Origin of the sequence: Sulfitobacter sp. 1A13679, from assembly GCF_043557115.1 — a bacterium.
Lineage (GTDB): Bacteria > Pseudomonadota > Alphaproteobacteria > Rhodobacterales > Rhodobacteraceae > Sulfitobacter > Sulfitobacter faviae.
Genome location: NZ_JBIFFO010000028.1, coordinates 1 through 19,734 on the forward strand (window position 1 = coordinate 1; position 19,734 = coordinate 19,734).

The 19,734-nt window shown below is 63.9% G+C and carries 17 protein-coding genes and 1 pseudogene; 8 read left to right on the forward strand and 10 right to left on the reverse strand.

What is annotated here, in order from left to right; genetic code table 11:
* The 4 genes and pseudogenes from ACGYLA_RS17580 to ACGYLA_RS17595 all read right to left on the reverse strand — a co-directional run.
* Positions 1 to 443: pseudogene (locus ACGYLA_RS17580) on the reverse strand (ATP-dependent DNA ligase); the annotation flags it as partial.
* The gene (locus tag ACGYLA_RS17585) at positions 440 to 1,444 is read right to left on the reverse strand and encodes a ligase-associated DNA damage response exonuclease (protein WP_394434184.1); all 1,005 of its coding nucleotides are present in this window, start codon (positions 1,442 to 1,444) and stop codon (positions 440 to 442) included. The pseudogene ACGYLA_RS17580 and the gene ACGYLA_RS17585, both read right to left, overlap by 4 nt.
* Positions 1,445 to 1,501: 57 nt before the next feature.
* On the reverse strand, positions 1,502 to 2,449 hold the full coding sequence (locus tag ACGYLA_RS17590) for an alpha/beta fold hydrolase (RefSeq protein WP_394434187.1): 948 nt from the start codon (positions 2,447 to 2,449) through the stop codon (positions 1,502 to 1,504).
* Entirely contained in the window at positions 2,449 to 2,739 is a 291-nt protein-coding gene (locus ACGYLA_RS17595) for an SCP2 sterol-binding domain-containing protein (RefSeq protein ID WP_067262473.1), read from the reverse strand. The genes ACGYLA_RS17590 and ACGYLA_RS17595 overlap by 1 nt, the downstream gene beginning before the upstream one ends.
* Positions 2,740 to 2,813: 74 nt before the next feature.
* Here ACGYLA_RS17595 and ACGYLA_RS17600 point away from each other — a divergent pair, with 74 nt between their 5' ends.
* From ACGYLA_RS17600 to ACGYLA_RS17620, 5 genes are all read left to right on the forward strand, one after another.
* On the forward strand, positions 2,814 to 3,371 hold the full coding sequence (locus tag ACGYLA_RS17600; protein WP_394434189.1) for a hypothetical protein: 558 nt from the start codon (positions 2,814 to 2,816) through the stop codon (positions 3,369 to 3,371).
* A 15-nt stretch (positions 3,372 to 3,386) separates the two neighbouring features.
* On the forward strand, positions 3,387 to 6,371 hold the full coding sequence (locus ACGYLA_RS17605; RefSeq protein WP_394434191.1) for a helicase-related protein: 2,985 nt from the start codon (positions 3,387 to 3,389) through the stop codon (positions 6,369 to 6,371).
* The gene (locus ACGYLA_RS17610; protein WP_394434193.1) at positions 6,372 to 6,755 is read left to right on the forward strand and encodes an RNA-binding S4 domain-containing protein; all 384 of its coding nucleotides are present in this window, start codon (positions 6,372 to 6,374) and stop codon (positions 6,753 to 6,755) included.
* Positions 6,756 to 6,806: 51 nt separating this feature from the next.
* Positions 6,807 to 7,142 (forward strand): ferredoxin FdxA, encoded by a 336-nt coding sequence (gene fdxA, locus ACGYLA_RS17615; protein WP_067262482.1) that lies wholly within the window; start codon positions 6,807 to 6,809, stop codon positions 7,140 to 7,142.
* A gap of 313 nt (positions 7,143 to 7,455) precedes the next feature.
* Complete coding sequence (locus ACGYLA_RS17620; protein ID WP_007120274.1) at positions 7,456 to 7,968, forward strand: CarD family transcriptional regulator; 513 nt, start codon at positions 7,456 to 7,458, stop codon at positions 7,966 to 7,968.
* 52 nt (positions 7,969 to 8,020) lie between these two features.
* Here the strand turns inward: ACGYLA_RS17620 and cobS are convergent, their stop codons facing one another.
* Positions 8,021 to 8,827 (reverse strand): adenosylcobinamide-GDP ribazoletransferase, encoded by an 807-nt coding sequence (gene cobS, locus ACGYLA_RS17625; RefSeq protein ID WP_394434195.1) that lies wholly within the window; start codon positions 8,825 to 8,827, stop codon positions 8,021 to 8,023.
* A gap of 79 nt (positions 8,828 to 8,906) precedes the next feature.
* On the opposite strand from cobS, the gene cobT reads away from it, so the two are divergent.
* Positions 8,907 to 9,920 (forward strand): nicotinate-nucleotide--dimethylbenzimidazole phosphoribosyltransferase, encoded by a 1,014-nt coding sequence (cobT, locus tag ACGYLA_RS17630; RefSeq protein ID WP_394434197.1) that lies wholly within the window; start codon positions 8,907 to 8,909, stop codon positions 9,918 to 9,920.
* A 46-nt stretch (positions 9,921 to 9,966) separates the two neighbouring features.
* Here cobT and ACGYLA_RS17635 read toward each other — a convergent pair whose 3' ends face one another.
* Both ACGYLA_RS17635 and ACGYLA_RS17640 read right to left on the reverse strand, forming a co-directional pair.
* Complete coding sequence (locus ACGYLA_RS17635; protein WP_394434200.1) at positions 9,967 to 11,880, reverse strand: monovalent cation:proton antiporter-2 (CPA2) family protein; 1,914 nt, start codon at positions 11,878 to 11,880, stop codon at positions 9,967 to 9,969.
* 18 nt (positions 11,881 to 11,898) lie between these two features.
* Positions 11,899 to 12,354 (reverse strand): Lrp/AsnC family transcriptional regulator, encoded by a 456-nt coding sequence (locus ACGYLA_RS17640; protein ID WP_271689612.1) that lies wholly within the window; start codon positions 12,352 to 12,354, stop codon positions 11,899 to 11,901.
* 137 nt (positions 12,355 to 12,491) lie between these two features.
* On the opposite strand from ACGYLA_RS17640, the gene hppD reads away from it, so the two are divergent.
* The gene (hppD, locus tag ACGYLA_RS17645) at positions 12,492 to 13,586 is read left to right on the forward strand and encodes a 4-hydroxyphenylpyruvate dioxygenase (RefSeq protein ID WP_394434202.1); all 1,095 of its coding nucleotides are present in this window, start codon (positions 12,492 to 12,494) and stop codon (positions 13,584 to 13,586) included.
* Between the two features lie 63 nt (positions 13,587 to 13,649).
* Here the strand turns inward: hppD and ACGYLA_RS17650 are convergent, their stop codons facing one another.
* Entirely contained in the window at positions 13,650 to 16,433 is a 2,784-nt protein-coding gene (locus tag ACGYLA_RS17650; protein WP_394434204.1) for a hypothetical protein, read from the reverse strand.
* A gap of 151 nt (positions 16,434 to 16,584) precedes the next feature.
* Between ACGYLA_RS17650 and ACGYLA_RS17655 the strand changes: the two genes are divergently transcribed.
* On the forward strand, positions 16,585 to 17,286 hold the full coding sequence (locus tag ACGYLA_RS17655) for an SIMPL domain-containing protein (RefSeq protein WP_394434206.1): 702 nt from the start codon (positions 16,585 to 16,587) through the stop codon (positions 17,284 to 17,286).
* Positions 17,287 to 17,337: 51 nt separating this feature from the next.
* Here the strand turns inward: ACGYLA_RS17655 and ACGYLA_RS17660 are convergent, their stop codons facing one another.
* A complete protein-coding gene (locus tag ACGYLA_RS17660; RefSeq protein ID WP_394419256.1) occupies positions 17,338 to 18,630 on the reverse strand; it encodes an O-acetylhomoserine aminocarboxypropyltransferase/cysteine synthase family protein in 1,293 nt (430 codons plus the stop codon).
* A 76-nt stretch (positions 18,631 to 18,706) separates the two neighbouring features.
* On the reverse strand, positions 18,707 to 19,711 hold the full coding sequence (locus ACGYLA_RS17665; protein WP_394434209.1) for a hypothetical protein: 1,005 nt from the start codon (positions 19,709 to 19,711) through the stop codon (positions 18,707 to 18,709).
* Positions 19,712 to 19,734: the final 23 nt, after the last annotated feature.

The window sequence follows — 19,734 nt, forward strand, 5'->3', positions numbered from 1 at the left end:
ATGCGAAAGCCGCCGGTGATGAGCTTGTTGAAGAGAAACCGCTCGGTGCCGCCGAGTTGCTGCCACGCCGAAAGCACGAATTCCTTGCGCGCCGTGTCGTCGAGATCCTTCAACCCGCGCAGGGCGTTGATCCACGAGGTGAGCGTGCCGGTGTCCTCGCTTTCGACCGGTGGCAGGACCAGCGCGATGGTCTCGGCCAGATCGCCGACGATGGCATAGCTGTCCTCGAAGAGCCACAGCGGCACGCCGGAAGCCTCGGAAGCCCATTCGCGCAGGCGGGTCGTGGTCACGGCGCGTTTCGGGCGGCGGCCTGAGAAAAGCGCGACGGTCCAGAGGCGGTCATCTTCGGCGGCGCTGGTGAAATACTCGGCCAGTGCGGCCACTTTCACCGTGGTCTTGGTGGTCTGGTCGACGGCGTTGAAGAGGGTGGCAAAATCCTTCATTCGCTGTCGCCCCCGTCGCCCTCGAATTGGGTCGGCACGACTTCGGCGTTCCAGCCCTGATCGTTCAAGTATCGCGTGAAGGTATCCGTGTAACCATGCGTAACATATATGTTTTCCGCCCCGGTCTCCCGGATCGCCCAGAGCAGCCCATGCCAATCCGCATGGTCCGAGATGACAAAGCCTCGGTCCCCCGCGCGCCGCCTGCGCACCCCGCGCAGCGCCATCCAGCCCGAGGCGAAGGCGCTCTCCTGCGCGCCGAACCGCCGCGCCCATTGGCTGCCGAGCGCGGAGGGCGGGGCCAGCACCAGCGCGCCGGGATGTTCCTTGGGGTTAAGCTCGGGCGTGACCAGCGTGGTCTCGGTTAGCGCAATGCCTTGGCCGCGCAGCACCTCATTGGTGTTCTCCACCGCCGTGTGGGTCAGGATCGGCCCGATCTCGGGGTCGAGCATCGACAGAAGCCTCTGTGCCTTGCCCAGTGAATAGGCACCGAGGAAAGCGGTCTTGCCCGCCGCCTTGCAGCCCGCCCACCAGTCGTTGATCTGGGCTGCTACCTCGGCCTGTGGCGCCCAACGGAAGACCGGCAGGCCAAAGGTGCTCTCAGTAATGAAATGGTGGCAGCGGACCGGCTCGAAAGCCTCGGACATGCCATCGTCGATCACCTTGTAATCGCCCGAAGCGACCCAGACCTCGCCCGCGACCTCGATGCGGATCTGCGCGCTGCCGGGGACATGGCCCGCGGGGTGGAAGGAGACCGTGGCTCCGCCGATCTGGCGCGTCTCGCCATAGGCGATGCCCTCAATGGCGATCTCGCCCAACCGGTGGCGCATTACGGGGAGCGCAGCATGGGTCGCCAGATAGCTGCCCATCCCGTCGCGGGCGTGGTCGGCGTGGCCATGGGTGATCAGCGCCCGGGCGACGGGGCGCCAGGGGTCGATGTAGAAGTCACCGGCGGCGCAGTAGATGCCGTTTTCGGTGAAGCTGAGGACGGGTTCGCGTGTCATCCAAAGCAATCTAGGCGGCGCGGGCGGATTGCACAGGAAAATGACGCGGGCGCGGCGTTAACCGGTGATATTGCCCAGATAGAGCTTTTCCAGCCCGTCGAAGATTGGCTTGCGCAACTCGGGCCTCTCCAACAGCACCTCATGCTCGCCGCCCGGTACGATCTCAAGCCGCCCGCCTTTCCACTGCGCCATGCGCTTGTGAACGCGGTCGGTGGCGACGATACGCTCGTTGCTGCCAAGGTAGGTGACGCAGGGAATGTTGGGCGCCGAGCGTCCGGCGAGGTGTTTGGTCTCGGCCAGTGCCTCGCGCAGCCAGACGAAGCTCGGGCCGCCGAGGCTTAGCTCCGGATGGGCGGCCAGTTGATCGCGCATCATCGCGTACATCTGCGGATCGGTGGTCAGCAGGTTGTCCTCGAAAGGGGCGATGGCGGGATAGGCTTCGATCTTGGTGCCCGGGGGCAGGCGGTGGCCCTGTCCGACGCGGGGCATGAACTGCGCCAAGGACCACGCTAGCGCGCGCAGATGCGGGACGACATAGATGCCCCACATCGGGCCGGTGAAGGCGACGGCCTGCACCGGCAGTCCTTCCATCACGGCACGCAGGCCGATGCAGCCGCCCATGGAGTGGGCCAGCAGGAAATAGGGGCGCGGCAGGTTCAGGCTGCGCGCGGCGCGCAGCATGGCGGCGACGTCTTTCTGATAGTCGCTGAAAACATCCACATGGCCGACGCGCGCGTCGGGCAAAAGCCGGTCCGACAGTCCCTGACCGCGCCAGTCGATCGCCATGGTGGCAAGGCCGCGCCGCGCGAAATCGGCGGCGCAAAGCCCGTATTTTTCGATATATTCGGTCCGCCCCGGAAAGAGCAGCACCGTGCCCCGCGCGCCTGCGCAGGGCCAATGACCCAGCCTGATCCGCTTGCCATCCGATGTCTCGGCCCAATGGGCTTGGCCCCCATCGGGGCCGGGGGCGATATCGGTGTAGAGCGGGGCCGGGTCCAGATGCATCAGCCGAGAACAGCGGCGAGCTTCATCGCCATGCCCATGTCGCCGTCGATCTTGAGCTTGCCGGTCATGAATGCGGATGTGGGGTTGGTGTCGCCTTCGAGGATGGACTGGAAGGTTTCGGCATCCGCGCTCAGCGTCACGTCGGCCTCTTCGTCCGCCGCGCGGGCGCCGTTTTCGTCCATCATCACGGTGCCTTCACCTTCGATGTCGAACTTGGCCGTGCCGTCAAAATCGCTGCCGGCCAGCTTTTCGTTCAGCACCACTACCGCTTCGTTCACAATATCGCTCATCGCTCGCCCTTTTTTGGCATTTGGCCCCGCTACGTCTGGAATTGCGGCGGCAGCCTGTTACATTCAGTTTTGTTATGCGCATCATACCCGTCAACCTCAAACATACCGTTGCGGCAGTTGGTAGCTTTGTGTTGCTTGCGGGCATGGCCGTGGCCGAGAAGGCCCCGCCCGACCTGATGCAAAAGCTGCGCGAGGCCCCAGCGGAGGAGGCCCCCAGAATAGCCCATGAGATCGAGGCGCATTGGCAGCGCTCCGGTTCGGCTGCGATGGATTTGCTGCTGTCGCGGGGGCGGGAGGCAATGGCGGATGGCGATGCACGTTTGGCGATCGAGCATTTGACCGCGCTGACCGATCACGCCCCCGGTTTCGCCGAAGGGTTCCATGCCCGGGCGCAGGCCTATTACGGGGCCGACCTCTATGGTCCTGCGTTGGATGATCTGGAGCGGACGCTGGCGCTGAACCCCGACAATTACAACGCGATCTTCGGCCTTGCCGTGATGATACAGGAGTTCGGAGATTTGGGCCGCGCGGCCGCACTTTACCGCAAGACGCTCGCCCTCAACCCGCATCACGAAGACGCCCGGTCGGCCCTTGAGGGTCTGCGCCGGGACGGCATCGGACGCGAGCTTTAATTCAAGGATAGACAGGTGGCAGGCAACAAGCGCGTCGTGGCCGTTCTCGGCCCGACAAATACCGGCAAGACGACCTATGCGATCGAAAGGATGCTGGCGCACCGTACGGGGGTGATCGGCCTGCCGTTGCGCCTGCTGGCGCGCGAGGTCTATGACCGGATCGTAAAGGCCCGCGGCCCCTCGGTGGTGGCGCTGGTCACCGGTGAAGAGCGTATCGTGCCCCCGCGCACCCAATATTGGGTCTGCACCGTCGAGGCGATGCCGCAAGAGATCGGTGCGGATTTCGTGGCCATCGACGAGATCCAGCTTTGCGCCGATCCCGAGCGCGGCCATGTCTTTACCGACCGTCTGCTGCGCGCGCGGGGCCTGCATGAGACGCTGTTCATGGGGGCAGACACCATGCGCGGCACCATCGCGGCGCTGGTGCCGGGGGTCGATTTCATGCGCCGCGACCGGATGAGCGAATTGATCTATGCAGGTCAGAAAAAGATAAGCCGGATGAAGCCTCGTAGCGCCATCGTCGGCTTTTCGGTTGAGAATGTATATGCCATCGCCGAGCTGATCCGCCGCCAAAAGGGCGGTGCGGCGGTGGTGATGGGCGCACTCTCTCCGCGCACGCGCAATGCGCAGGTGGCGATGTATCAGAACGGAGAGGTCGACTATCTGGTTGCCACCGATGCCATCGGCATGGGGTTGAACCTCGATGTCGATCATGTGGCCTTCTCGGCGCTCAGTAAGTTTGACGGGCGGCGGATGCGGCCCCTGGCCCCGAATGAACTGGCGCAGATCGCGGGGCGGGCAGGGCGCGGGTTCAAATCCGGGACTTTTGGCACCACCGGGGACGCGCCTGCGCTGGACGATCACGTTGCCCGCGCGATTATGGATCACAACTTTACCCCGCAGAACAAGATCAACTGGCGCAACCACGCTTTGCAATTCGGCAGCATTGACCGCCTGATCAAGACCTTGGAAATGCCGCCCGAAGACGAGCGGCTGGTCAGGGCGCGGGAATCCGACGATCTGCGCGCGCTCAAGGCGCTGGCGCAGGTGGATGAGGTTTTTGCCCGGGCCACGGATGGCGCTTCGGTGCGGCTCCTGTGGGATGTCTGCCGGATTCCCGATTTCCGCGGCATCAGCCATGCGGAACATGCGGGGCTCTTGGAGACCATTTTCAACGATCTGCACCAGCGCGGATATATCCCCGATGATTGGCTCGCACGACAAATCAAACGAATTGATCGAACCGATGGCGACATTGATGCGTTGTCCAAACGACTCGCGTTTATTCGCACATGGACCTACGTTGCGCAGCGCAAGGGCTGGACAAAGGACGAAAGCCATTGGCGCGACACGACGCGTGTCGTAGAAGACCGCTTGTCGGACGCTCTGCACGAGCGTTTGACTCAAAGATTTGTAGATCGGCGCACGAGTGTATTGCTGCGCCGGCTTGGACAGAAGGAAGCCATGGTGGCCGATGTAAACGAGACCGGTGAAGTCACCGTTGAAGGTGAATTTGTAGGCAAGCTGGACGGGTTCCGCTTTCGGGTGGACAAGGGCGCGGGTGCGGCTGAAGACAAAACGGTGAAAACCGCCGCATTGCAGGCCTTGGCTCCGCAGTTCCATCTGCGCGCCGACCGGTTCTACAACGCCCCAGACACCGAGATTGATTTCACCGAACAGGGCGGCCTCATGTGGGGCAGCGCTGCGGTGGGCAAACTGACCGCTGGCAGCGACGCGCTGAAGCCGCAGGTCGAAGTCTTTGTCGATGATATCGCCGGGCCTGAAGTGGCCGAGAAGGTAAAACGCCGCCTCCAGCACTTCATCGACCGCAAGGTCGCGGCCCTGTTCGAGCCGCTGCTGGGGCTGAGCAAGGATGACACGTTGACCGGTCTGGCCCGTGGCTTTGCTTTCCAACTGGTTGAGAATTTCGGCATTCTGCCCCGCGCCCAAGTCGCCGAGGATGTGAAGGCGCTGGATCAAGACGCCCGCGGTGCGCTGCGCAAACATGGCATTCGTTTTGGCCAGTTCACCATCTTCATGCCGCTGATGCTCAAACCCGCGCCGACACGTCTGCGTCTGGTGCTCTGGTCGCTGGCCAAAGGGCTGAACGAATTCCCAGAATCCCCCCCGCCCGGTCTGGTGACCATTCCGGTCGAAACCGAAGCGCCCGCCGGGGCCGACACCATGTCGGGCTACCGCAACGCCGGCAAACGCGCGATCCGCATCGACATGCTGGAACGTCTCGCTGATATGCTGCGGGCCGAAGATTCGCGCGGCGGGTTCGAGGCCAAGCCTGACATGCTGTCGATCACCGGCATGACGCTTGAGCAATTCGCCGACCTGATGGAAGGTCTGGGCTATAAGGCAGAGAAGGATGAGCGGACCAAGGTGAAACCCGTCGATGTGGTGATGCCCAAAGACGGCAGCCATGACGCGATGGACCCCTCCGCCGATACCGTGGTGCCAGAGAAACTCGACAGCGATCTGCTCGGTGACGACGCAGCCGACAAGCCGATCATGGATGTCGACGCCGAGGAACCTGCAGGCGGTATCATCGATACCCCTTCGGATGAGACCAACCCCGACGACCGCCCTGCGGGTGTGGCGCAGATGCCCGACGATGGCATCGCCCCCATGGCCGATGTGGCCTCCGAAGAGCCTGAGGTTGACACCAACATCCCCGAAGTGCCAGCGGAAGAAATCCCGCAGGGCACCGCGCCCGATGCCGATGTCGCCGGGCCGGAGATGGAGACCTATTACATCTTCACTTGGGCGCGCGCTCCCCGTGGCAATGGCGGTGGCAACCGTCGCGGCGGGGACCGCAATCAAGGGCAAGGCAAGCCGCGTGGCAAGCCTGCCAAGGGCAAAGGGCGCAAGCCCGGCGGGGACAAGGGCGGTAAGTCGCAGAACTTCTCTGCCCGTCCTCCGCGTAAGGAAAAGCAGATCGACCCTGACAACCCCTTTGCCGCCGCGTTGATGGGGCTGAAGGACGACAAGTAAGTGGAGGCGGGCGCGAAACTGCGGCTGGACAAATGGTTGTGGCACGCCCGCTTTTTCAAAACCCGTTCGCTCGCTGCCGCGCAGGTGGCGGGCGGCGCGGTTCGGATCAACGGCACGCCGACGCAGAAACGCGCCAGCAGTGTCGGCCCCGGCGATGTGCTGACCTTTACGCAGGGCGATCATGTGCGGGTGATCCAGATCGAAGCGATTGGCCATCGGCGCGGCCCTGCCCCCGAGGCACAGGCGCTTTACACCGATCTGTCCCCGCCGCAGCCCAAATCAAAGGACAGACAGCCCGAAAATCCCGGTTTCGAGGGAAAGGGCCGCCCGACCAAGCGCGACCGCAGGCAGCTTGATCTTTCTAAGGCGCGCCACCTTGAATGATCCCGCGCCCCGGTTTAGCTAGTCTCTCACATATCCAGCCAGAGTTTCCGCATGACCTATATCGTGAATGACGCCTGCATCGCTTGCAAATACACCGACTGCGTCGAAGTGTGCCCGGTGGACTGCTTCTATGAAGGCGAGAACATGCTGGTGATCCACCCCGACGAATGCATCGATTGCGGCGTTTGCGAGCCCGAGTGCCCCGCCGACGCGATCCGCCCGGACACCGAGCCGGATATGGAAAAATGGGTGGAGTTCAACCGCAAGTATTCCGAACTTTGGCCCGTCATCATCACCAAGAAAGACCCGCTGCCCGAAGCGGAAGAGATGGATGGCAAAGAGGGCAAGATGGAGCTCTTCTCCGAAAAACCGGGCGAGGGCGGCTAAGGCACGGCGATTCGCGCCCTGTGACAACTCTGTGACCTCAACTTTGCGTGTTAACCCGCTGAATTGACCGGGAAACCGCCGATGGCGGCTTGGGGGCGCTTCCGAAAGGCGTGATTCTGTGCTATAGTGTCTTCAAGCTGTAACACACGAGCCTGATAATGTTTCGACCCTGCTGCCAAGGTTGACCTCACATTTCTAACTCAAACGCACCCGAACGCAGACCGCTCAGGCTGCGTTTCGCATGCGTTTTACGTGCTGTTCAGGTGTCTGAGTTAATGGCGGGGCTTCCCCCGCGCGCCAAGGAGCGATCTATATGACCAAATCGAAAAAGCTTGATTTCCGCCCCAATGAATTCGTCGTCTACCCTGCGCATGGCGTCGGGCAGATCGTCTCGATTGAGGAGCAGGAAGTTGCCGGCATCGCGCTGGAGCTCTTCGTAATTTCCTTTGAAAAAGACAAGATGACCCTGCGGGTGCCGACCCATAAGGCGACCGAAATCGGCATGCGCGCCCTGTCGACACCCGATGTGATCAACCATGCGATGAAGACGCTCAAGGGCAAGGCCAAGGTCAAGCGCGCCATGTGGTCCCGCCGCGCGCAGGAGTATGAGCAAAAGATCAACTCCGGCGATCTGATTGCCATCGCCGAGGTTGTGCGCGACCTGCACCGCACCGACGACCAGCGCGAGCAGAGCTATTCCGAGCGTCAGCTTTACGAAGCAGCGCTTGAGCGCCTGACCCGTGAAGTGGCCGCTGTTTCGGGGGGCGACGAACTCGCCGCTGCGAAACAGGTCGGCGATGTGCTGGAAAGCCGCGTCGCCGCCTAAAGGCCGCAGAATTTAAGAAAAGGCCGCGTCCCTTCCGGGGGCGTGGTTTTTTTTATGGAATGGCCTGCCAGCCATAGGCCATCATCTGACAGCCAGTTAGCAGGGCAATTTCGGTTACCTGCTGGGTGGCGCCTAAGACATCTCCGGTCTGTCCGCCGATCTTGCGCTTGGCGATTTGACGGACCACCAGCGCGGCCAGAAGCCCCAACAGCGCTAAACGCCACGCCGAATAGTCCGGTGCCATCACGATCACCCCCACGCCGATCAACACGGCAACCGCCGTCGCCAATTCACCGGGGCGGCCCGTACGGTCAGACAGCCCGTCGCGGCGGGCGGTGGGCAGGCTGTCCATCACCCAGACCATTGCCGCCCGCGATGCGCAGGAGGCGACGACCAGCGCCCAAATCAGCGCCTCATCCGTGATCAATTCGCTGATGAGATACCAACGCAGCAAAAGCGACAGCACCAGCGCCACGACGCCATAGGTGCCGATCACGCTGTCTTTCATGATTTTCAGGCGCTTTTCGCGGGTCCAGCCGCCCCAGAACCCATCGGCGCAATCGGCAAGGCCATCCTCATGCATCGCCCCGCTCAGCATCACCAGCGTCAGCACCACGAAGGCGGCCACCAGCGGCGGCGTCGCGCCTAGGCGCGTCAGCGCCACACCAACGGTCCCGGCAATCAGCGCCAACACAATCCCGACCAGCGGATAGGCCCAAGCGCTGCGGGCCGGGGGGCGGTGCGGCTCGGTCGGGAAATGGAAATGTGGCAGGGGCAGGCGGGTCAGCAATGCAAAGGCCACGGCGATGTCGCGGAGCCGGAAGACCTGCCTCAGGGCGGTGATGTCGGGAATGGCCATTATTTCGCCCCTTCGGCACTTTCAGCGCCGACAGGCTAAGGCTAGAAACGATTGAATATCAATCCGCAAAGGGCCGTATATGAACACGTCTTTCGCCAGTCTTACCGAATTTCGCAGCCTGCTGCGTGCGATGCCCGCCTGCGACGACGCGGCGATGGCAGAGGCGCGGGCCCATGACGCCATGCTGACCAAACCCCCCGGCGCGCTTGGCCGGTTGGAAGACCTCGCGGTCTGGTATCGCGGCTGGCGCGGCGGGGCGCGGGCCGAGATCGCCGCGCCCCAGATCATCGTGTTTGCAGGCAACCACGGGGTCGCCGCGCGGGGCGTCTCGGCCTTCCCGGCAGAGGTGACCGCGCAGATGGTGGCGAATTTTCAGCACGGCGGGGCGGCGATCAATCAGATCGCGCGGGTCAATGGCGCGAGCCTCGACGTGGTGCCGCTGTCCTTGGACAGGCCCACCGAGGATTTCACGGTCGCGCCCGCGATGGCGGAAGACGAATTCGTCGAGGCGCTCCGGGCGGGCTGGGAGGCGGTGAATCCCGAGGCCGATCTGCTTGTCGTGGGTGAGATGGGCATCGCCAACACCACCTCGGCGGCGGCACTTGCCACGGCGCTTTTGGGCGGCGGGGCGGAGTTCTGGACCGGGCGCGGCACCGGGGTGGATGACGCGGGCCTGTCACTGAAGACCGAGGTCGTGGCCGAGGGTGTCGCCCTGCATGCGGACAAGGGCGATGGGCTAGAGCAGCTGCGCCGCCTCGGGGGGCGGGAATTGGCCGCGATGGCCGGAGCACTGGCGCGGGCGCGGGCCTTGCGCATCCCGGTGATCCTCGACGGTTTCATCTGCTGTGCCGCCGCGCTCAGCCTCGCGCGCACGGCACCCGGCGCGCTGGATCACTGCGTCGCGGGGCATCTCAGCGCGGAAAGCGGTCACCGGCGGCTCTTGGGCGCGTTGGACAAGGAGCCGCTGCTGGAGTTGAACCTGCGTCTGGGGGAGGGCTCAGGCGCGGGCTTGGCGATTGGCATCCTCAAGACCGCGCTTGCCTGTCACGCGGGTATGGCCACTTTTGCCGAAGCGGGCGTCAGCGACGCATAGGGCGGTGCGGGCGGCCCCCCCCAAAGAAAAAGGGGGGCTGCCCGGTTCAGGCGCTTTCCTTGCCCTTGTCCTCGCCAAGGTTGAGAAAGGCGGTCTCCAAATCCTTTTGCAACTCCTTCGCCCGGGCCACATAGGCGGCGTTCTGCGAAGGCGGCACATCGGGCCGCCAAAGCGCCGCCAATTCCCGGACCGAGACCCGGTCATGGGCGTAGAAAAGCTTTTGCGCCTCATTCGCCTCGAAATCCGAAAGCCCCATGTTTTCCAACACATAGCGCCCGGCCCGAAGTGAGCTGTCGAACATTTCGCGCACGATGTCATTCGACCCGGCCTGATAGTGGCGGTAGACCTCCTCGCGGTCGCGCGCGCGGCTGACGATATGCAGGTTCGGGTTCTCTTTCCGCGCGTAGGAGATCAGAGAGACCGCCGATTTTGGGTCATCAAGGGCCACCACCAAGACGCTGGCGTCTTGCAGCCCTGCCTTGCGCAGGATGTCAGGCCGCGTCGGATCGCCCAGAAACCCCTTGAAGCCAAAGCGCCGCATGACGGCAATGGTCTCGGGGTTGTGGTCCAGCACGACGGTTTGAAACCCGCTGGCTTGGACCATCCGGTTCACCATCTGGCCAAAGCGACCGACGCCCGCGATGATCACCGGACCGCTGCTGTCGATCTCATCGGCGATGACGGGGCCGCCGTCGTCAAGGCGTCGGCTGATCAGGTCGTGCAGGATGAAAAGCAGCGGCGTGATCAGCATGGTTAGGGCCACGACCAGCAAAAGCGTCTCGCCAATCGGGTCGGGCATGACGCCGGTGGCGAGGGAAAAGCTGACCAGCACAAAGCCAAATTCCCCGGCCTGCGCCAGCGCCAGCGTGAAAAGCCAACCGTCGCGGCCTTTGAGGCGGAAGAGGCGGCCCAGCACCATCAGGATCAGCGCTTTGACGATGATGACCAACAGCGCCATGCAGATCAGGATGAGCGGTTTTTCGAACAGCAGGACAAAGTTGATGCCCGCCCCCACGGTGATGAAAAACAGCCCCAAGAGCAGCCCCTTAAAGGGTTCGAGGTCGGTTTCCAACTCATGGCGGAACTCGCTGCTGGCCAGCACCACGCCCGCCAGAAAGGCGCCGAGGGCGGGCGACAAGCCGACCACGGTCATCAGCGAGGAAATCCCCACCACGATCAGCAGCGCCAATGCGGTGTACATCTCGCGCAGCTTGGCGAGGTGGATGTAGCGGAACACCGGACGGGTCAGGTAGATGCCCACGAGGATGATTGCGGCGACCGCTCCGATGGTCACCAGCGTAACGCCCCAGCCCGGCAGGCTCTGCACGAAGGTCTGCGCGGCATGGGCGACGTCGCCCGCGTGGCTGCCCTCGGCCCCGTGATGGGCATTCTCCACCGCCTCAGGGTCGAGCGAGATTGACCCATCGGGCAGAAGCCCGCCCGGAATGCCCGTGGCGAGCAACGGCAGGAAGGCGAGGATGGGGATCACCGCGATATCCTGCGTCAGCAGGACAGAGAAGACGGAGCGGCCCCCTTGGGTTCGCATCAGCCCCTTTTCCGAGAGGGTTTGCAACACGATGGCCGTCGAAGACAGCGCCAGCGTCAACCCGATTGCCAGTGCCACGCGCCACGGCTGGTCGTAAGCCATGGCGATGGCCATGAGGGCCGCGGTCGACAGCAGCACTTGCAAGCCCCCCAAGCCCAGCAGACGGTGGCGCATGTCCCAGAGCGCGCGCGGCTCCAACTCCAGCCCGATCAGGAAGAGCATCATCACAACGCCGAATTCCGCGAAATGCTGCACGTCTTTCGTCTCGGACCCGACAAGGCCCAGCACCGGCCCGATCAGAATGCCCGCCGCCAGATAGCCCAACACCGATCCCAGCCCCAATCGCGCGGCGATGGGCACGGCAATCACCGCGGCGGCCAGATAGACGGAGGCTTGGAACAGGAAACCTTCCATTGCGGTCCTCTCTCAGCGTCAGGTGGGCAGCGGCCCGTCCTGTTTCAGTTGGTCCATGACAATCTGGCTATGCACCCGGCTCACGGCCTGATGGGGCAGAAGAACGTCGTGAATGAGCCTGTTCAGGCTCGGCAGATCGTCACAATAGACCCTCAGGAGGTAGTCCGCATCCCCCGTCATCGTCCAAGCGCTCACAATCTCGGGACGGGTGGCCATGAGCCGGGCAAAGCTCGCCGAATGTTCCGGCCCGTGGGTGCCCAGATGGACCTGCACGAAGCCCTGCACGTTCAGCCCCATCCGCACCGGATCAAGCCGCGCGTGATAGCCGCGAATGTAGCCCTCCGCCTCCAACCGCTGACGCCTGCGCCCGGCTTGGCTGGGGGAGAGGTTCAGCTCTTGTCCCAACTCCTGCGCCGTGAGGTGGGCGTTCTTTTGCAGCGCCGTTAGCAGCCGCCTGTCGATCTCATCGAGCATGATGCGCAATCTCCGCATGGTTTGGAGGTAATATGCGTCACTTCCGCGAAATTGACCAGTTGAATGCTGCGATACGCGCAATTCGCGCGGCGGTTGCTGCGTAGACTGGGGCAAATCCCAAAGCAGAGGAGACTGACATGGGCCCTTTCCCGCATGACGCCCCGAAATCGCAGATCACGGCAGAGAACCCCGCTGGTACCGATGGTTTCGAGTTCGTCGAATTTGCCAGCCCCGACCCACAGGCGCTGCGCGATGTCTTCACCAAAATGGGCTATGCCCATGTCGCCAATCACAAGACCAAGAAGATCGAGCTTTGGCAGCAGGGCGACATCACCTACGTCTTGAACCACGACCCCGAGAGCTTTGCCGCGCGTTTTGTCGAAAAGCACGGCCCCTGCGCCCCCTCGATGGGCTGGCGCGTGGTGGATGCGCAAAAGGCGCTGGCGCACGCGGTGGCCAATGGGGCCGAGGAATACAAGGGCGATGGCAAGGTGCTCGACGTGCCCGCGATCATGGGCATCGGTGGCTCGCTGATTTACTTCGTCGACCAGTATTACGACACCTCGCCCTACAACTGGGAATACGACTGGATCGCCACCTCCAAGCCCGAGGGCGTGGGGTTCTACTACCTCGACCACCTGACGCACAATGTGCACAAGGGTAATATGGACGTCTGGTTCAAGTTCTACGGCGACCTGTTCAACTTCCGCGAAATCCGCTTCTTCGACATCGAAGGCAAATATACGGGCCTCACCAGCCGCGCGCTGACCTCGCCCTGCGGGCGCATTCGCATCCCGATCAACGAGGACCGGGGCGAGACCGGGCAGATCGTGGCCTATCTCAAGAAATACAACGGTGAGGGCATCCAGCATATCGCCGTCGGTGCGCGTAACATCTATGACGCCACCGATGCGATTGCCGACAATGGGCTGAAGTTTATGCCCGGGCCGCCCGAGACCTATTACAAGATGTCGAAAGAGCGGGTGACCGGCCACGAAGAGCCGCTGGACCGCATGCAGAAACACGGCATCCTGATCGACGGCGAAGGCGTGGTCGACGGGGGCGAGACGCGCATCCTGTTGCAGATTTTCTCGAAAACCGTGATCGGGCCGATCTTCTTTGAGTTCATCGAACGCAAGGGTGACGACGGTTTCGGTGAGGGCAACTTCAAAGCGCTCTTTGAATCGATCGAGCAAGAGCAGATCGACAATGGTGAGCTTGAGGCCACCTAGTCAGAAGTACATCCGGGGGAGGGAAAAAGGGGCGCTGCGGCGTCTCTTTTTATGTGGTGAGACCTAGTTCGGCATCTTCAGCACGACATTCCGACCCCGGCGCACATAGCGCAACTCGCTATCGCCAATGGCCGAGACGCGGCCCCCGTCGATCCGGTCGCCGACCTCAACCTTTTGATAGCGCCCGTTGCTGAGCCGAACCAGAGCGCGGCGGTTCGAGGGTTTGCCATAAACGCCGATCAGATTGACGTCGCGCAGGTTGATCGCATTCTTCACCGTGGCCTGTTTCGCCACGGAGGTTTTCGATGGAAAGCGGGGCTGCACGGCCTTGGGTGCCACGCTCGCGACCTGCGCAGGCGCAGCCCGGCGGGCGGCGCGTTTCACGATCCGGTCGAAATTGCGGGGCCGGGTATCGGGGCGGCGCGACTGGGTTGTGGCCTGTTTCGTCGCGTTCTGGATTGCGGGCGGCGTGGCGAGGGCGGCGGCAACCGCGCCGCTGGTGTCGATGGGGGCAACCTCGGGCTCAGGCGTGGCAGCGGCGAGCGCTTCCTGAGCGATTTCTTGAACGGATTTGGGCCGCAGTTGCGGGCGCAGATCGGCCAATTCGGAACGTGTCAGCCCGCCAAGCTGGGCGCGTTCGGTCGTCTCTGCCAAATCGTTGGGGCGCAGACGGGGCCGGGCCTCGGCCAAGGCACTGTCGACCTCGGGCTCAGCCGGTTCGGCTTCGGGCCGGGTCAGAGTGGCGGGGGGCTGCACGGCGGGGCGTCCGAGGTAGACCAGATGGCCATCGGGGCTAAGCGCCCCCTGCGCCGTGGGTTTGACCAAGCCGCGCGCGTCCAGCGCAAAGCGTGTGCCCGCCGCCGCCGGAGAGCTGACCGCGCCGGGGGCAATGTCGGTGCCGAACTCATCGGCGGGCGGCAGGGCCACGGCGTCTGTCGTGCTGCTGATCGGGTCGATGCTGGTGAGGTAGAGATCGTCGATATCAATCGCCGCTGCCGGGGCCGGGGGCACGTCCGGGGCGCGGGCCCAGATGCCGGTGGTGGCATATTTGGCGTCGATCTCGGCCTCGGTCATCTCTGACAGGGGGCGCGGCTCAGGGTCGCGCAGCGCGTCGAGCACGGCACCGTCTTCGTCGGTCAAGCCGGCGTCCAAAGCAGCGGTTTCGATTGCGTCAGGCTCTGCCGGTTCGGGGGGCAGCACGGCAATGTCATTTTCGATTTCAGGGGTTTCCGCAGGGGCCAAGGCTTCGGCGGTGCTGCGCGGGCTCCGGTCGCCAAAGAGCCGCGAAAGCGCGCTGCCCTCGTCGAGGAAGATCGAGGCCCAAGCCGCGACACCGGCCAAGAAGACCAAAAGCGCCGCCGTCAGGATCAGGCCAAGGAAGCGCGGCTTGCCACCGACTTCGTTCCGGCGGCGCGCGCCGAAAACGGTCATCCGCTCGGCCTCTGTTGCTGGGGTGGCCGCGGCGGGGCTGGCAGGGGCGGTCCGGCGGTCTTTCGACGCTTTCGGTTTGCGGCGGCTGAGGAAGGTGCCGGTCGAGGTGGTCGTCTCGGGCGTCAGCGAGCTGCTGTCAGGCTGGGGGGCTGCGGCCTCCGTCGCGGCGGCGGCGGTGGCCGGTTCGACGGGCATCTGCGGCGCAAGCGGGGCCGCAGCGGGCGAAGGTGCGCCGACGGGCAGGGAGGCTGTGCTGGGGGCGGGCGCGGGCGTCGCTTCCGCTTTGGCGGCAGGCGGGGGTGTTTCCCGGCTCGCGCCGCCAAGGCTGGGCGCGTTGTCTGACCCGCCACGGCGGCTTGCAAAACCGGCGGCAGGGGCACTGCGCGAGGGCGGTGCCGAGAAATCAACCTTGCGCGAAGGCTCGGGCTGCGGCGCGGCCTGCGTGCTTGCCGCCGCCGCAAGGGGGGCTGCGGATGCCGCAACGCTGCCCGTGGGGGCGGGCGGCGCGTCCGCCTCCGTCTCTTCCGGTTCCTCGCTTGGCGCGGGGGTCTCCAACGCGGGCAGGTCTTCTGCCAACGGCGGTGGGGTTTCCTCTGGAGTGGGGGCCAGCTCAGCCTCTGCCGGGTCTTCCGTCGCCTCCGTTTCCGCCGCAGCGTCCAAGGCGGGCAGGTCTTCGTCCAAGGGCGGTGGCGTGTCTTCGGGGGGTGGCTCCAACGCGGGGGCGGCTTCCGAAACGTCCTCGGTCGAGCCCAAATCCGGCAGGTCTTCCTCTACCGGCGGCGGAGCAAGCTCAGGCTCGGCCACGGGGGTCGTCTCATCCGTGTCCACGACCGGCCCTTCGGGCGCGTTCATCACGCCGGAAATCACGATGGGAGCCGCCTCAGGCTCCACGGTTTCGCCGGGTTCCAGCAGGTCCGACGCGGCTTTCGTCATGCCGAAATGCGGCGCGCCATCGAAGCTCTCATTGGCCGGGGCGGCGGCGAAGCTGACCGGGTGGAAACGATGCTCCACCGCGAAAGCCTCGGCTTCGTCCAAAGTCTCGCGGGCCACGGCTGCAACAAGGCTCTTCCCACCATCGGCATGCACGTCAAACACCAGATCGGAAACCGGATAGGGCGTGGCCCCCTCCAGCGCCTCTGCCGCTGCGGCACGGCGGGCGGCGGGGTCCATATCCGGCGTGTCGAGGGTGAGGTATTTGATCTGCGCGTCGGGGATCAACAGCAGGCTGCGCAGCCCGCCGGGCTCCAACGCCGTGGCGGTTTTGCGCAAGACCGCCAGTTCCGCCGCCAGATCGGCACTGTCGAGCGCCACTTCACCAACAAGCTGCCATCCGCCCGATGTGCGGTGGAGCAAACGAATGCCGTCGAACGACAGGGAGAGGGTAAAATTCGGCTTCATCGCGGTCGACTTTAGCATGGGGTCGGGCGCACTTACAGACGCGCCGCAGTCATGGCGAAGGATAGAGCAGGAGTTCGCCCAAGGGAAGGGTGCGCACCGCGCAGGTGCTTGTCAGAACCGGCCCGCGATGGGCAAATGGCGGCGCATTGATGCACGGAAAGGAACGAACATGCGACTGATGAATTGGGTGGCGCTGGCGTGGATGGCGGGGGCCGGATTGGTCTCGGCCCAGCAGGGACCGGAAGAGGGGATTATCGTCACCGGCCAAGGCAGCATCGCCGCCGCACCCGACATGGCGACGATCACTTTGGGCGTGACCGAAGAGGCCGAAACCGCCAAGGCCGCGATGGACGGGGTGAATGCCGCCGTAAGCGCGATCCTCACCCAGCTCGACGCGCAGGGCGTCGCTGCGAAGGACCGTCAGACCAGCCGTTTCTACCTGCGCCCGGTGCATGACCGCCGCGCGAATGAAAACGGCGAGGCGCCGCGCATCACCGGCTATCAGGCGGGCAACTCCGTAACGGTCAAAGTGCGCGATCTGGAGCGCTTGGGCGCGATGATGGATGCGGTGATCGACGAAGGAGCGAATGATTTCAACGGCTTGGACTTTGGTCTTCAAGACCCGAAAGATGCGCTGGCCGAGGCACGCAAAGCCGCCGTTGCGGATGCCACCGAACGCGCGCGGCAGTTGGCCGAGGCGGCAGGGGTGAAGCTCGGCACGCTGATCCGCATGACCGAAAACTCCCACGCGCAGCCCAAGATGTTCGAATCCGCCCGTATGGGGATGGCGATGGACAGTGCCGTGGCCGAAGGTGAGGTCGAGGTGCGGGCGCAGGTCTCGATGACCTTTGCGATTGCCCCGGGGCAGTAAGCTGCCGCAGATGGAAAACCCCCGCCGAGGTGATCGGCGGGGGAAGGTGGTTTAGCTGGTCGCCTTGGCCAGTGCCTGATCGAGATCAGCGATCAGATCGTCCGCGTCCTCGGTCCCGATAGAGATGCGCACGACGCCCGGACCGGCCCCCGCCGCTTCCTGCTGCTCTGCCGTCAGTTGCCGGTGGGTGGTGGAGGCGGAGTGAATGATCAGCGAGCGCGTATCGCCCAGGTTCGCGACATGGCTAAAGATCTCAAGGCTATTGACCAGTTTCACACAGGCGTCATAGCCGCCCTTGACCGCAAAGGTGAAAAGCCCGCCGGCGCCTTTGGGGCAGACCTTTTGCATCCGCTCGTGATAGGGCGAGGATTTAAGCCCAGCATAGGTGACATACTCGACCCGGTCGTCCTGTTCGAGCCATTCGGCGACCTTGACCGCGTTTTGCACATGCCGCTCCATCCGCAGCGACAGGGTTTCGATCCCCATCAGCGTGTAATGCGCCGCCTGTGGATTCATCGTCATCCCCAGATCGCGCAGCCCGATGGCGATGCCGTGGAAGGTAAAGGCCATGGGGCCGAAGGTCTCGTGAAACTTCATGCCGTGATAGGCTTCCTCAGGCTGGCTGAGGGAGGGAAATTTGTCATTCGCGGACCAGTCGAACTTGCCTGAATCCACCACGCAGCCGCCCATAACGGTGCCATTGCCGGTGAGGTATTTGGTGGTGGAATGCACCACCAGCGTCGCGCCATGCTCAATCGGGCGGCAGAGGTAGGGGGTGGCGCTGGTGTTGTCGATGATCAGCGGAATGCCCGCCGCATCGGCCACATCCGCAATAGCGCGCACATCCATGATATAGCCGCCGGGGTTTGCGATGGCCTCACCAAAGACCGCGCGGGTGTCGTCGTCGATCGCATCGGCCACGGCCTGCGGATCGTCGAAGTCGACAAACTTGCAGGACCAGCCAAAGCGTTTGATCGTGTGGCTGAACTGCGTGACCGTGCCGCCATAGAGACGGGTAGAGGCGACGATATTCTTGCCCGGCCCCATCAGCGGGAACAGCGCCATGATCTGCGCCGCATGACCCGATGAGCAGCAGACCGCACCGACGCCGCCTTCGAGCGTGGCGATACGCTCTTGCAGGACCGCGTTGGTGGGGTTGGTCAGGCGCGAATAGATATAGCCGACTTCCTCAAGGTTGAACAAAGCCGCCGCGTGATCGGCATCGCGAAAGACATAGGCTGTGGTCTGATAGATCGGCGTCTGCCGCGCGCCGGTGGCCGGGTCGGGGTTGGCGCCTGCGTGGATTTGCAGCGTGTCGAAATGTGGGGTGGGGCTGTCGGCCATTGGTCTGTCCTCTCAGAAAATGGTTCTCGCGCAGCCTAGGCGCAAAGACTCGTCCAGACAACGGGGCAGGCGGGGCTCAGCGCATCCAGAAACCGTTTGATTTGATCCGGTTGCGGATCGCCTGTTCGCGGCGGGGCAGGTTGTCTTGATCGAAAAGCGCGCGCACCTTGGCCCCGCGGCCCTGATAGACCATCCGCTTGATCGCATCGCGCTGCTTGAGCACCTTTTTCATCCGGTTGGGGGCCGTGATCATCTCCAGCACCTCGATCGCCTGATCGCTCTCCCGCGCGTAGAGCAGGGGCAGAAAGCGATAGTGGCAGGACACCTTGCCATCCAGCAGGCCAGCGGGCAGGGTGCCCCGCCCGCCGCCAAGGGCGTGGATCACCAGCGGCAGCACGATTTGGTCGAGCCATGGGTCAAAGCTCTGCGCGCAAAGCTCAACCGGAGGATCGTCGCGCACAGCGAGTGCGTAGCGCAGGAAGAGATCACCGAATTCCTGCGGACAGCGGTAGTAGAAGAACCCGGCGTTAAAATAGAGATAACGCCGCCAATATTCATCCGGTTGGCTCAGGTCGAGGCTGCTGGCGAAGTCGAGGCCGAACTTGTCGTAAAGCGACTTCCACAACGCGCTATAGCCCGGCCCGTATAGCTGCGGCTCGGGCCATGTCCCCTCGCGTTTGAGAGAGGCCGAGGGGCGGTCGAAATCAAACGGCACCGCCGTCAGATCGCCGGTGATCAGCGTATCGGTGTCAAAGAAAACAAAGGGTTCGCCCGCGGGCAGGGCGCTGAGCATCTCGATCTTATTGCCATTGGGGTAGGTGCCGCCGAAATGCTGATTGTCAAAGGGGACGAACTCCGCCCCAAGCTCGCTCAGCGCCTCGCGCAGCGCGCTGTCGGTGATGCGCGGATCACTGTCCCATAGCGGGCCGGGCTGCGGCTCGGCGATCAGCAGGCGGCCTTGAAACTCCGGGCAGGAATGGCGCAGGGAGGCGGCGAAAAGCAACGCCTCATAGGCCAGCCGCCCCTCTTGGCCCACGATGACGACGTTGAAAATTTGCGGGATACGCGAATTGCGTGTCATACTTAACTGCGGCCTTTGGTTTT